Here is a 13,966-nt window from a genome sequence, read left to right on the forward strand (position 1 = left end):
GGTAAAAAGAACCTAATTCTTCAAATATCTATCAATCAACCTACCCACATCTTCTACTTCCTTATTTTCCTCTAAAATAGGCTCGTCTGTTTTATAATCGATGCGCATCCATTTATTGTTTTTATTGCGAAGTATTTGCATATACTCTGCATCAAATTTAAAGATGGTAAATGTGCTCCCTTCTTCTGGAATAACTTCGTAAATGATGCCGTTTACCTTGATGTAGAATGATTCTTCCATAGTTGCTAAACTTCGGTAATTAATGTTGATAAATCAGCCTCTTCCAGAATTATTCTTGTGGGTTGTTTTCCTTTTGCATAAGCCCATTTAATTAGTCGAATTTTGCCTTCAGTAATTTCGATTCCCGTAATATCTCCATCACTAAAACAGCAACAGCCACTGTTAAAGTAATTAGACTTTAATGCAGTGAAACTTGGCATTTCTGCTCCATAAATTCTTTCTTTCCGCATCTGCTGTTCAATCTTTTCAATTGCAGCTTCATCCTCGTTTTTTCTTGCTTCGTTTAGGTTGATGTATAACCTTTCTAAATGTGTTAAAGAATTAAAAACCGGTTGATGTGTATGACCCGTTATGAGAACTGATTGCTGAACAGCTGCCCACTCATACATGAATTGGTTGTGTTTAGATTTGAGCTGGTTATTAAATGCTGGCGTATTTGGATTAACCTGAAGGTAAGCTTGTAATGGCGCCCAAACCCTCGATACAAACCATTTGCTAAACCAATTTCCATCACTTTGTAAATCACCTTGATGGCCGTGAGTTAAGAAAATTTGCAATGGATTATTGCCAATTAAGGTTTGAAGTATTAATCCCTCATAAATTTTAACTTTTGAACCATAGATTTTTTCTAATTGAAAAGACGCTAATGGGTCGTTGTCCCAATACAAATCATGGTTACCAAATATTTTGATGAAGGCTTCTCTTTTTAGAAATTCTGTTTCGAGAATGAAAGTGTCTTTATTATGTTTTTTAACCGCTTCTAAAGAGTTTTCCCATAATTCTTCACTATCGCCCAAGCTTACTAGCGTAAAACTCTGCAAGTTGTAATAAGATAAGGCAGCAAGGTAATTCTTCCTGCCGAAATTAAAATCGTCAGCATAGTTTTTGGCTCCCTTATGCTGGTCAGAAAATATAATATAAGGTTGCTTGTCGTGAAAATCAAATAACAATCCTTTCTTACCAGGATTCGTAATAATATGGTTAAAAAGATTTGTGAGCGCTTCATGAACACGCTCTTTTTTGGGATTAGATGCGTATTTATTCGCCATTCTGATAACGAATGAACCAAAAAGCTTTTTTAATAATCTACGCATCCAGCTCTGCTAAACTTAGTCCAAATCTTCTTCATCCTCTTCTTCTGGCGGATTTTCATTGTAAGCATCAATTTGCTTTCCTATCTGATTAACTTCTTCATCATAATCAAATAATGGCAAAGCCGTTTCCTTATCAAATTTTAGCCATTGCTCGGCAGTATCCTTTTGAATTTGAACGTATTCCTTTCCATCTTTGAAAATTACATAAGTATCATTTCCCTCAGGAAAAACAGCATAATTAATTTCTCCTATTTCAATATCAAATGGTAGTAACATATTAATTTTTTAACTCTTTTAATTGTTTAATAAACGCTATAAATTTTGGATTTGAATAATTTGCGGCACCTACTTCATTAAATGAAATTCTTCCTTTTTTATCAAATACAATTGTTGTTGGTAGTGAGCCTTTAAATAACTCCTTAGGCAAATCACTCGCAAAAGTATACACGGGCATTTGGTAGTTTCTTTTATCCATATAAGCCTGGGCTTTTGGGAAATCACTATCGGCATCAATCATTAAAAAGACAACATCGGTATCGTTTTTTAATTGTTGATGCAATTTATTAATGGAAGGCATTTCTGCCAAACAGGGAGGGCACCAAGTTGCCCAAAAATTAATAAAAACCACTTTACCTTTTAATTCATTCAGATTAACAACTTTCCCTTTGGCATTTTTAAACTTAATTTGAGATAAATCTGGCGTAGAAGGTAAAATTTCTGCATCAACGTTTGGTTTAAATAAGCCTAAGCCCATTAAACCTTGTATCATAAATGCCTTAACTGGCGGCACAAAAAGCACTACCAATATGAGGATTACAAAAAAGACATTACCAATTATTTTTTTACTCATTTTAATCTGCATCAACCCTAAAATTTCTTCCCCCAAAGTTAGAGATGTTATAACTCAATCCAAATGTAAAAACTCTAGTAATTTGATTAGTTCTACTATCGATTATCGAATTCCCAGAAACATACCTAGCTAAGTTATTTCCTTGGTTTAACAAATCATTAGCACTAATGTTCAGACTTAATGATTGAGATTTAAAAAATGACTTGCTTAAATTTGCATTTAAAAGTAATGGATTTGTATTTGCCAATGAGTAACCAGAATTAATTCTTTTACTCCCATTAAATCCTACACGATAGCTTTTTCTTATCGTTGCTTGAGCTGAAAGTGACATATCTAAGCTTTTAACATCTCTATTAGTAGCGTTGTTGAAATCAGAGTTGTTTACGCTCATGTTGTAATTCATATTTGCATAAACTGAAAGTTTCTTCAATCTTAAAGAGCTATTTAAGCCTGTCCTAAAATTGTGAGTCTTAAAAAAGTTAGCCCCAGTTATTTGTCCTAGATTAGCTAGAGCTACATCATTAAATTGGTTAACGTTAATAGAATTATTGTTAGAGCTAAAACTATAGCTTGTATTGGCATTAAATCCAAATTTCTTCAAATTAAGAGATGCATTAATGTTTTGTGAAAAGTTTAATCCTTTATTAAAACTTTTAATGTTATTAATGAAGACAGCCCTGTTTGAAAGTCCAATATTACCTCCATAAGAAATAGAAAGTTTATTCTTTTTAATAGGAACGTTTACTATATAATTACTCCCAGCATTATAAGTGCCGTTTACGTTCTCGAACCTTGTTTCTTGCTTTAAACTGTTTAAGGTATCGGGAATTAAAACAACATTATTTACAATTTCATTTTGGGTGGTAGCAAAGCTTAATCCACTTTGCACCGAAACCCCTGATTTGGTATGCACGTAATTAAAACTTGATGAAACATTATGATTAAATGAAGGCTTTAAATTTGGATTACCAACAACTATATTCTGTAAATTTTGAGTATTCCTTATGGGTTGTAATTGATAGATTGTAGGGCTATTATTATTGCCACTATAATTAACTGAAATTGTTTTCCCCTTGCTTATCGTTCTACTTAAATTAATATTTGGAGAATAGTTGAGGTTATTATTGTTTATTTTTCGATGTAGGTTGATATAGTTACTACTCATAAAAGTCGGCCTCAGGTTAAGCCCAAAATTATACCTCATCTTTTTATTGTTGAAATTATAGTTAATTCCCAAAAGTTGGTTGATAAATACCGAACTAGATTGGGTACTTAACGAGTCGACATACCTAGCTTGATTGTTTAGGTTATCAAAAACAAAAGTAGAAACATCATTATTATTTCTGCCAAACGAACCATTATAATTGAAATTTAAGCTTTGTCGAGCTAAGCTGTCTTTAGGCTTTTTTAAACCCAAACTAAAGCTAATTCCGTAATTAAAGTTTAGACTGTTTCCTTCTGTGATCAAATTCCTGTTCAACACAGAATCTTTTTCTAAAACCTGTGTTACTTTGTCGTAATAAAGTGTGTTGGTATTTATAATTCTATCCGAATTAGTTGAAGAGGTAGAAATACCCAAATTTGCAGATAAGCTATTTCTTTTATTCTTTAATATTTTAGAGAAATTTAAACTAGCATTAATTCTTGGCGACTTGTTAGTGGATTGATTAAAGTTTTTATTATCCTGTTTAATCACACCCGATTGGTTATTAATAGAAGAGCTGATATTATTACCATTATTATAGGAAGCCCCAATATTCCCATTTAAGTATATCTTTTTATTATTGAAGTTAAAATTGCTGTTTAAGTTATGGTTGTTGTTTTTATTTTCTCCATTACTGGATGAATTGTTATAAAACGTACCCAACGGATTTAATGTTTCTACAGATTGCTCATTAGCAAAGGCAGAATTATTATTTCCACCATTATAGTTAACTCCAAAACTTCCATTTTTCCCCCATTTATCATTATGGGAGACTACTAAACCTTTATTTTGAGTTTTTCCTGCTCCATTGTTTGATGTTCCATAATTTAAACCAGCTGTGCTTTGCTTCTCATCGCTCCATAAATTAATATTTGCACCACTACCCATTTGGTCATTTGTACCACCGTTAATACTAAGTGAGCCAAACTTTCCTTTATTCATCCCTGGCTTAGTTACTATGTTTAGCATTTTAGCTGGTTCGCCAATTTTGATTCCCGTAAAGTTTGCTTCATCGCCAAAATCATCTATAATTTGGATTTTGGAAACAATACCTGCTGGAAGTTTACCTATAAAGTCTTTGATGTTATTTGTAAAGAAATCCTTTCCATTAATCCGCAGTTTTACCATTTCTTTCCCCATCGTTTTCACATTGTATTCATCGTCAACCTCTAATCCCGGAAACTGTTTTATTAAATCAGCTACATTATCCCCTTCCATAACCCTGTAAGCCGCAGCATTATACTCAATGGTATCCTGCATTATTCTTATTGGATTTGGCCTGGTTTTAATCACAACTTCCTTTAAGGTATTCGAAGAAAACTTGAGTTGAATATCTTTAATTTCCAATTGTTTTTCCTTTCCAAAAGAATAGTTTTTGATAAAAGGCTGATAACCCATTAGCTCAACTTTTATAGAGAAAGGATCTGGTTTTATTTTAGCAAAGCTGAAATAGCCTTCTTCATCTGTAGTGGTTCGCAATGTATCGGTACCAATAATTAATAACACAGGAGCATCGCTTATTGCTGTTTTACTGGTATCGGCAACGTAACCACTAACACGCCTATTGCTTTGGGCAAACAGTGTTAATGTGCATAAACACAGGATTAATAATAGAAAAACTGAGTAGCGTTTTTTCAAGAGATGATGGTTACCTTTTACAAACTTAATTTTTAGTTTTAAGCATCTTGCATTTTTTACAAAATTTAACTAAAACTTTAAGTTAGATTAGATAAACATCCATTTTCCATAAAAAATTTATAGAAAAATCGATAAAACAAAAAGAGCCAACCATTTATAGATTGGCTCCTTGGTTGACTATTTGTGTGTAAATATAGCCGCTCCGAATTTAGTTGCATCAGCAGTTGCTTTGAGCCCTTTTGCATAAAGGGTATAAACCTTGCCTGCTTCAATTTTAACATCGGCTAAAACAACTTCATTAGCTCCTGTTGTCTTGTTTTTAATGTTAAAGGTTACTTTTTCAGCAGCATCGATAGATTCGAAAGTTGAATATTCCTTGAATGCCTTATTGGTAAATAAATCTGTTGCACTACCTGCTATTGCTAAGTTTAAAGCTTCAGCGTCTGGACTTAAATTCACAAAACGGATTCTAGCTTTTCCTGCAGCAGGTTGCGTAAAATCATCCTTTAAGAAAAGGAGGTTGATGTTTTCTAATTTATCAATAACAAATAATGAGTAACCTTCTTGTGGCTCTAGTGTAAATTCTTGTGATTTTAAACTAGTTGTTGTTCCAGTTTTTGCCACATCAAATTTTCTTTTGCCAGAATAAGCATTTAGATAGTCCATCTTCGTTCCGAAAGAAAAATCGTTTACACTTATTTTAGTATTATTGATAAAAACGTCTAATTTCTCCGTAGTTGGCGATGCATGGATAATACTTATTCCAGAAATTGCTGGTGGAATATAATCATCATTCTTTGAACAAGAAATTAATCCAAGTGAGAGAGCGGTTGCGGCAAGTAAAGCTTTGTAATTAAATGTAAGTTTCATAATTAAATTTTAAGGGTGAAAAATAGGTTAATGGCCATCAACACTAAGAACCCATACGGAGGTAAAATGCCAAACGCTACAACACCCTAAAAAAATAATTATCCTTTTTTCAATTCTATCACAGTAATTTCTGGCCAAATTCCTACTCTTCCAGAAAATCCGATAAAGCCAAAACCACGATTTACATTTAAAAATCTGCCGTTTTCTTCTTTAATTCCTGCCCAATGTTTATACCTCAATTTTACCGGGCTCCATTTTATACCGAACGCCTCGATGCCAAATTGCATCCCATGGGTATGACCAGCTAATGTTAAATGAATTTTTGAAGGATTGTTCTTCACCTGCGCATCCCAGTGTGATGGGTCATGAGAAAGCAGCACTTTAAACCCTTCAGGTGTAGTTCCTTGTAACGCTTTTTGTAAATCTCCACGTTCACCAAATCCCAAGCCCCAGTTTTCAATTCCTGCTAAGATTATCTTTTGTCCATCTTTATTTAAATCAATATGCTCATCTAACAATAAATGAAACCCCAATTCTGAATGATATTTTTTGAGTTGCTGTAAATTTCCTCTTTTGACTAAGTCATTATCCCATTTTACATAATCGCCATAATCATGATTGCCTAAAATAGAAAACTGACCATACTTAGTTTTTATCTGTGAGAAATGTCCTATCCAAGGCTTAATTTCTTCTGCTTTATTGTTAACCAAATCTCCCGTAAATACAAACAAATCTGATTTTTGCTCATTAATTAAGTCGATTCCTTTTTGCACCGCTTTAGGATTGGTAAAACTTCCCGCATGAACATCAGATATTTGAGTTATCGTAAAGCCATCAAAAGCTGAAGGTAAATCCTTAAAGGTTAAAGTATGCTTAATCACCCTGTAAGCATATTTGCCCTTTATTATCCCATACAAAAACAATAAAATTGAGGCGAAGAAAAGACCAATTCCAAATTCAACCCAATAGATATTTCTAGCAGGAGCTAAGAAATCACCTTGCTTAATTAACTGAAATAATCCTGCTAAAACCCTAAAAATATCATCTAAAATCAAGTTAATAATGAAGATAAGCTCACTCACAAACAGCATTAAAAAAGCGTGGGTTGCAATTTTAAAAAACACACCCATTCCTCTACTTTGTATACCTTGAATTGCAAAAATCAAAGCGAAAACACTTAGTGAAATAACAGACCAAAATACACTCGGAACGTAGGCCTCCGTAGCCACAACTTGCAAACCACTCAATGCATACCAATTCAGCAAAAAGAAAATTGCGATGAAAATGGTTACGGGTAATAATTGAAATCTTCTTTTCATATTAAATAAATAAACCACATAGACACATAGATAAACATAGCCAATGGTGTAAAAAAACTATGTTTCCTATGTTTCTATGTGGTTAAAGAAACTTGGTAAACCTCTTCGGTTATATTAACTCAACACTTCTAGTTACAAAAGCTGTTAATTCTGCTCCTGTTAACATTCCTTGAGAAAGTAAAGCTAAATCCACTGCTTGTTTAGCAAATTTGCTTTGCTCTTCTTCATCAGCCGATGCTAAAATTTTACTTACTAATTTGTGGTTTCCGTTAATGGCAACTTTGTAGCTATCTGGCATATTACCATAAAAACTCATTCCGCCACCCATTTTTGCCATATCCTTCATACGACGCATAAACTCGTCCATAGTTACCGTAACTGGAGAATCATCTGGACTTAAACCCACAACTTCTACACTGAAATTAGCCTTAACAATTGCCTTTTCAAAAATCTCTTTTACTTTGGTCGATTGCTCTTCGCTTAAAACAGATTCTTGCAATTCATCTTTTTCAATCAGTTGATTTGCTACACTGGCATCAACACGTTTCAATTGTGTTTTCTCTAGTTTTTGTTCTAAGCTACTCACAAAATGATTATCAATTGGAGAATTCATCAATAAAACATCGTAACCCTTTTTCCCCGCCGATTGGATAAATCCATCTTGTTTATCTGGGTCAGTAGTATATAAATAAACTACCGTTCCGTTTTTATCAGTTTGAGCTGGAGCTACTTTTTCTTTGTATTCTTCGAAAGTAAAATTCTCACCTTTGGTATTGGTTAACAAAGCGAAATCTTTTCCTTTATCATAGAATTTCTCTTCGCTAATCATTCCGTATTTAACGAATAAACCAATATTGCTCCATTTTTCTTCGTAAGCTTTACGGTCTTTATTAAATAATTCAGCCAATTTATCAGCTACTTTTTTAGTGATGTAACTATTGATTTTTTTAACGTTGCTATCTGCTTGTAAGAAACTTCTCGATACGTTTAATGGAATATCTGGAGAATCAATTACACCGTGTAATAACATTAAAAATTCTGGAACAATATCTTTTACTTCATCAGTAATAAATACTTGGCGACTGAATAATTTGATTTTGTTGCGTTGCATATCAAAATCATCCTTTACTTTAGGGAAGTATAAAACTCCTGTTAAGTTGAAAGGATAATCAACGTTTAAGTGAATCCAAAATAATGGGTCTTCTGAAAAAGGATACAATTGTTTGTAGAAATCTAAATAATCAGCATCTGACAAATCTGCAGGTGCCTTTGTCCAAATTGGATTAGTTGTGTTAACGATGTTATCAACTTCAATTGATTTGTATTTAGGTTTATCTTCTGCATCAACACCATCTTCTTCTTGTTCTGTTTTAGTACCAAACTTGATTGGAACAGGTAAAAATTTAGCGTATTTATCTAAAATTTGTTGAAGTTTATCTTCGCTTAAAAACTCTTCAGATTCTGCGTTAATATGTAAAATGATGCTGGTACCACGAGTGGTTCTGCTTCCTTCAGAAATCTCGAAGGATGTACTACCATCGCAAGTCCATTTTGCTGGTTCAGCACCATCCTGATAAGATAACGTTTGAATTTCTACTAAATCTGCAACCATAAACGCAGAATAGAAACCTAAACCAAATTTACCAATGATTTCATTAGCATCTTTCGCATCCTTAAATTTCTCTACAAACTCACTAGCACCTGAGAAAGCAACTTGGTTGATGTATTTTTTGATTTCTTCTGCAGTCATCCCCAAACCATTATCGCTAATAGTGATGGTTTTTGCTGCTTGGTCTAAACTTACCTCAACTAATGGCTCGCCAAGTTCGCCGTTGTACTGACCAAGAGCTGCTAAACGTTTTATTTTTTGAACCGCATCAACTGCGTTAGAAACTAGTTCCCTTAAAAAGATTTCATTATCCGAATACAGGAATTTCTTGATGATTGGGAAAATGTTTTCAGTGTGTATGGAAATACTTCCTTTTTCTGTTGTCATAATTAATTTATAATTTTTTGATTATACCTATGCTTATCAATGGTTGTTCCAAAAGAGTTTATAAGTCAAAATGACAGGTTAGGATAAACTTAATAAAGAGGCCTTTTGTTCCCTAACATCATTTAAATTAGCCATTTATTAAAAGACGATAACCTATAAGTTACTTATTTAAAACTCATTATAACATAGAAGAGCTCAGATCTTGGTCTCAGCTTGTCATTAGGGGATGAAGAAGGCTTCAACAAACAGTAGCAAAGGGAGTAACTAGTACATATCACCGATGTATCAAGTAGGTATCAAGTAAGGATTACTTACGTCATAGACCTACTTGATGCCTACTTGGACAATAACTAATACTGGACGTACAGTTTGCTGATTCTACTGCACTGGAAAGATGAGCATATTTTGAGCTGCCAAGTAATGCAGACAAAGAATAGCTGCGTTAGGGATTTTATTTTTAATTAATAATTACAAGAGAGAAGGTTACGGTTCCGGAAACGAAGAAGCTATAGCTAAAAAACCATATCTTTGTTGCTTAATGGAATACAACGTACACACTTTAAAAAACGGCATAAGATTACTTCATGTTCCTTCGGCATCGACCATATCTCATGCCTGTATTATTATCAACAGTGGCTCAAGAGATGAAGACGAAGCGCAAATGGGCTTGGCTCACTTTATAGAACATCTGATTTTTAAACGTACTGAAAAAAGAAATACCAATCAGATTTTAACAAGATTAGAAAGTGTTGGCGCTGATTTAAATGCCTATACCACCAAGGAATACACTTGCATTCACGCTTCTTTCTTAAATCCATATTTAGATAGAACATTAGAACTTTTTAATGATATTGTATTTCATTCCGTTTTCCCAGAGGATGAAATGGAAAAGGAAAAAGGTGTAATATTAGATGAGATTACTTCTTATTTAGACCAGCCAGAAGAAGCCATTAATGATGATTTTGAAGACCAACTTTTTGCAGGCCATTCCTTTGGGAGAAATATTTTAGGAACTCCTGAAACGGTTAATGCTTTAACGAAAAAAGATATTTTAAAATTTATCGCAGCCAATTATCGTACAGATGAAATTGTTGTTGGTGTAATTGGAAATTATCCTTTAAATAAATTCGTTAGAGTAGGCTCAAAACATTTCGAATCTGTTCCTGCAAATTTATCACCAAAAAACAGGATAGCTCCAGTTCCAAATGCTGCACAAAACATAGTTGTAAATAAGCAAATTTCACAAGCACATGTAATTATGGGCACGCAAGCTTATTCCTTACACCATCCTTATAAAGCCGGATTATTGTTGTTAAACAACATGCTCGGTGGAACAGGAATGAGCTCTATTTTAAACCTTCAGATTAGAGAGAAATACGGTATTGCTTACACTATAGAATCTAATTACAGTCCGTTAAGTGATACGGGAATTTTTGCCCTTTATTTTGGCACAGACCAAGAAAAACTAGATAAAGCATTTAGTCTGATTGCTAAAGAATTTAAGAAAATAAAAGCAAATCCATTAACAGAAATTCAATTACAAAAAGTTAAGAATAAGTTTATCGGACAAATTGCATTAGGCGAAGAAAATAGAATTGGCTTAATTATTTCTATGGCGAAAAGCTTAATTGATTACAATAAAATTGATGATTTGGAAACCGTTTTTAATAAGATTAGAGCTGTTACCGTAACCGATATGGCCAACATTTCTAATGAGATTTTGGATGAAAGTAAATTGAGTTCTTTAACATTTTACCCGACAGAAGATTAAATTGTAATTTACAATATAAGTCTTTTAAGGAATATAAGAGCATACCTTAAATGAACTTATATTTCTCATATGGTTCAACTAGATTCAAGTAAGCCTTGTTAGCTTATTGAGCCATTAATTATGATTTAATCAACAATTTAGCAATAAAGCAATCTAACAATTCGTGTATTTTCGTACTTTTGCACTATTATAAGAAATAACAATCCTGATGAAATTACCAATTGTAGCTTACGGAGACCCAGTTTTAAAGAAAGTTTGTGTTGATATTGATGAAACATATCCTGATTTGCAACAACTAATTAGCAATATGTTCGAAACAATGTACAATGCGAGTGGTGTGGGTTTAGCTGCTCCCCAAATTGGTTTACCTATTCGTTTATTCATTGTAGATACCAAAGGTGATGAGGAAGAGGAAGCTTACAAAAGAGTATTCATCAATGCACAGATTTTAGAGGAGTCTGGCGAGCCTTGGGCATTTAACGAAGGTTGTTTAAGCATTCCAGAAGTTCGTGAAGATGTGATGCGTAAGCCAAATATCTTGATTAGTTATTATGATGAAAACTGGAAGCAACATAAAGCAAAAGTAACAGGATTTCCCGCAAGAGTTATTCAACATGAATATGACCATATTGAAGGCAAACTTTTTACTGACAAACTAAGCTTATTACGCAAACAATTGTTAAAAGGAAAGTTAGATGCTATTTCCAAAGGAAATGTATCTACTGATTACAAAATGCGTTTCCCTAAGCAGAATAAAAAAAGATAAGATTATTTAAGATTTACGATTTCTTGAACCTCAATATTCGTAACTCCTCAATCTAAAATCGTAAATTAAATTTATTGTTCTTCGCTACGCAACTTATCTCCATTAAAGATAGTTTGCATTAATTTACCCCAAGCAAATGGGTTTAGGAGTGGATTAGTCTGACGCATGTTTACATTCATCATCCTGTCAAAATTATAACGATAGTTCCCATTGCTAACTTCTTGCCCGTCTCTAGGCAAGGTTTTTATCATTCCCCTTAAAGCTTCTGGAGAAACGTTTCTTTTAGCAAGTGCCAAATCATCATCTGCCACTTTCATGGAAAGAAAATCTTTGGTAAACTCTTCTACGGTTGCCCAAGGATTAACACGTACGGTCCTTAAATAAACGATTTCAGTTTTTAGCTTAATCATAGCCGTAAATTTACTATCGGCAATAAGATTTGGTAAAACAAAGGTTTTGCTTGTAAAACCAACCGCAGAGAATAATAATGTATCACCCGGATGGGCTATGAATGAAAAATAGCCTTGGTAATTGGCTGCGTATTTTTGTTCGTTAAAACTTTTATTGGTAATGGTAACGTATGGCACAACAGAATTGCTGTCAACATCGGTAATAATCCCCGAAAATTGAATCAATTTATTGCTTTTGGTTTCGTTTTGCGCAAAAACAGTTGCAACAAACAACAACAATATGATAGTTAAGCTATACTTCATTGTACAAAAATACTTGTAAATGGCTTATTGACTAGTTAAATTTTGTTAAAAACTTAATCTTGTTCTGCTAAATCTACAGCAACAACACTAGTAATTTCTGGCACAGCTTTCATGATAGCTTGTTCAATACCTGCTTTCATGGTCATAAAACTCATTTTACAACTACCGCAATTACCCAATAATCTTAATTTAACAACATTGTCCGTCGTAATCTCTTCTATGGCAACATTACCTCCATCAGCAATTAAATATGGCCTAATGGTTTCTAATGCTTGCTCCACTTGTTCTGTTAAACTCATTTTATATCAATTAAAGTATAAAAATAGTAATTTTTTAGCAATTAGCTGTCTGTACGTTATTTATAGAAATCTGTTGGGCAATTTTCCCTGCAATTTCAGTAAATGAAGCAGCTATTGGACTATCGTTTTCCATAGATATTGGTTCTCCGCTATCTCCTGAGGCGGTAATGCCCTGTACCAATGGTATTTCGCCTAAAAATGGAACATCATATTTTTCCGCTAACTCTTTCCCGCCATTCTTGCCAAATATGTAATATTTGTTTTCTGGCAATTCTGCTGGAGTGAAATAAGACATGTTTTCTATTACGCCTAAAACTGGGATATTTATTCCTGGCATTCTGAACATTGCCAATCCTTTTCTAGTATCGGCCAATGCCACTTGTTGAGGAGTGGTAACAATAACAGCTCCAGCAATTGGAAAACTCTGGCTAATGGTAATATGAATATCTCCAGTGCCCGGAGGAAGGTCGACGATTAAATAATCTAGCTCACCCCAATCTGCATCATTAAACAACTGTTTGATGGCGTTTGATGCCATTGGTCCACGCCAAGGCACAGGTTGGTCTGGGTCGGCAAAAAAACCTAATGAAAGTAATTTAATCCCATATTTTTCAATTGGCAAAATTAAACTTTTACCATCTTCCGTTTCTCTAGCGCTTGGTTTTGCTCCAATTAACCCAAACATGATGGGAACAGATGGCCCATAAATGTCTGCATCTATTAAACCAACTTTTGCACCATCTTTAGCTAAAGTTACAGCTAGGTTGCTGGCCACGGTAGATTTTCCAACGCCTCCTTTACCAGAAGAAACTAAAATTATATTTTTAATGTCTTTCAACTGAGAAATATCTAATGGTTTGGTAACCCTCGAAGTGATATTGATATTGATTTCTGCATCAGCCAACACGAAATGTCTAACTGCATTTGTACATGCGTTTTTCAACATCTCTTTCATCGGACAAGCAGGTGTTGTCAGTTCTAGGGTAAATCCTATCGTTTTATCTTCAATTTTAACATCTTTAATCATGTTAAGCGTAACCAAATCTTTCTTTAAATCTGGGTCTTCAACATGGCTTAAGGCAGCTAAAACTTGCTCCTTGGTAATTATCATTCCTCAAAATTAACAAAACATAGGCACAAAAAATTTTCTATCGTCCTTTTTATTGTAATTTTAACGCAGAATAAACATTTGCTCTAAGCGTTTGT

Annotated in this window: 13 protein-coding genes; 2 read left to right on the top strand and 11 right to left on the bottom strand. The window is 33.7% G+C overall.

Annotation, left to right across the window (positions count from 1 at the left end; all coding sequences use genetic code 11):
* Positions 1-12: 12 nt before the first annotated feature.
* The 8 genes from EZ428_RS02790 to htpG form a co-directional block, all read right to left on the bottom strand.
* Entirely contained in the window at positions 13-240 is a 228-nt protein-coding gene (locus EZ428_RS02790) for a hypothetical protein (protein WP_131551581.1), read from the bottom strand.
* Positions 241-245: 5 nt separating this feature from the next.
* Positions 246-1,334 carry a metallophosphoesterase gene (locus tag EZ428_RS02795; RefSeq protein ID WP_131551582.1) on the bottom strand — a complete coding sequence of 363 codons (1,089 nt, stop codon included), beginning with the start codon at positions 1,332-1,334 and terminating at the stop codon, positions 246-248.
* A 15-nt stretch (positions 1,335-1,349) separates the two neighbouring features.
* Complete coding sequence (locus EZ428_RS02800; protein ID WP_131551583.1) at positions 1,350-1,610, bottom strand: hypothetical protein; 261 nt, start codon at positions 1,608-1,610, stop codon at positions 1,350-1,352.
* A 1-nt stretch (position 1,611) separates the two neighbouring features.
* On the bottom strand, positions 1,612-2,184 hold the full coding sequence (locus tag EZ428_RS02805) for a TlpA family protein disulfide reductase (RefSeq protein ID WP_225870983.1): 573 nt from the start codon (positions 2,182-2,184) through the stop codon (positions 1,612-1,614).
* 1 nt (position 2,185) lies between these two features.
* Positions 2,186-5,026, bottom strand: coding sequence for a TonB-dependent receptor (locus EZ428_RS02810; RefSeq protein ID WP_131551585.1), 2,841 nt, complete (start codon positions 5,024-5,026; stop codon positions 2,186-2,188).
* A gap of 177 nt (positions 5,027-5,203) precedes the next feature.
* Positions 5,204-5,896 (bottom strand): DUF4397 domain-containing protein, encoded by a 693-nt coding sequence (locus EZ428_RS02815; RefSeq protein ID WP_131551586.1) that lies wholly within the window; start codon positions 5,894-5,896, stop codon positions 5,204-5,206.
* A 98-nt stretch (positions 5,897-5,994) separates the two neighbouring features.
* On the bottom strand, positions 5,995-7,215 hold the full coding sequence (locus EZ428_RS02820) for a metallophosphoesterase (RefSeq protein WP_131551587.1): 1,221 nt from the start codon (positions 7,213-7,215) through the stop codon (positions 5,995-5,997).
* 109 nt (positions 7,216-7,324) lie between these two features.
* Positions 7,325-9,211, bottom strand: a complete 1,887-nt coding sequence (htpG, locus tag EZ428_RS02825; RefSeq protein WP_131551588.1) for a molecular chaperone HtpG — start codon at positions 9,209-9,211, stop codon at positions 7,325-7,327.
* Positions 9,212-9,749: 538 nt separating this feature from the next.
* Between htpG and EZ428_RS02830 the strand changes: the two genes are divergently transcribed.
* Both EZ428_RS02830 and def read left to right on the top strand, forming a co-directional pair.
* On the top strand, positions 9,750-10,982 hold the full coding sequence (locus EZ428_RS02830) for a M16 family metallopeptidase (RefSeq protein WP_131551589.1): 1,233 nt from the start codon (positions 9,750-9,752) through the stop codon (positions 10,980-10,982).
* A gap of 208 nt (positions 10,983-11,190) precedes the next feature.
* Positions 11,191-11,748, top strand: a complete 558-nt coding sequence (def, locus tag EZ428_RS02835) for a peptide deformylase (RefSeq protein ID WP_131551590.1) — start codon at positions 11,191-11,193, stop codon at positions 11,746-11,748.
* A gap of 71 nt (positions 11,749-11,819) precedes the next feature.
* On the opposite strand, the gene EZ428_RS02840 is transcribed toward def, so the two are convergent.
* From EZ428_RS02840 to EZ428_RS02850, 3 genes are read right to left on the bottom strand one after another with little or no spacing between them, the layout of a single operon-like run.
* A complete protein-coding gene (locus tag EZ428_RS02840) occupies positions 11,820-12,461 on the bottom strand; it encodes a peptidase associated/transthyretin-like domain-containing protein (protein WP_131551591.1) in 642 nt (213 codons plus the stop codon).
* A 53-nt stretch (positions 12,462-12,514) separates the two neighbouring features.
* Positions 12,515-12,760, bottom strand: coding sequence for a NifU family protein (locus EZ428_RS02845; protein WP_131551592.1), 246 nt, complete (start codon positions 12,758-12,760; stop codon positions 12,515-12,517).
* A gap of 34 nt (positions 12,761-12,794) precedes the next feature.
* The gene (locus EZ428_RS02850; RefSeq protein ID WP_205945590.1) at positions 12,795-13,871 is read right to left on the bottom strand and encodes an Mrp/NBP35 family ATP-binding protein; all 1,077 of its coding nucleotides are present in this window, start codon (positions 13,869-13,871) and stop codon (positions 12,795-12,797) included.
* Positions 13,872-13,966: the final 95 nt, after the last annotated feature.

It is taken from the genome of Pedobacter frigiditerrae (assembly GCF_004331645.1).
GTDB classification, from domain to species: Bacteria; Bacteroidota; Bacteroidia; order Sphingobacteriales; family Sphingobacteriaceae; genus Pedobacter; species Pedobacter frigiditerrae.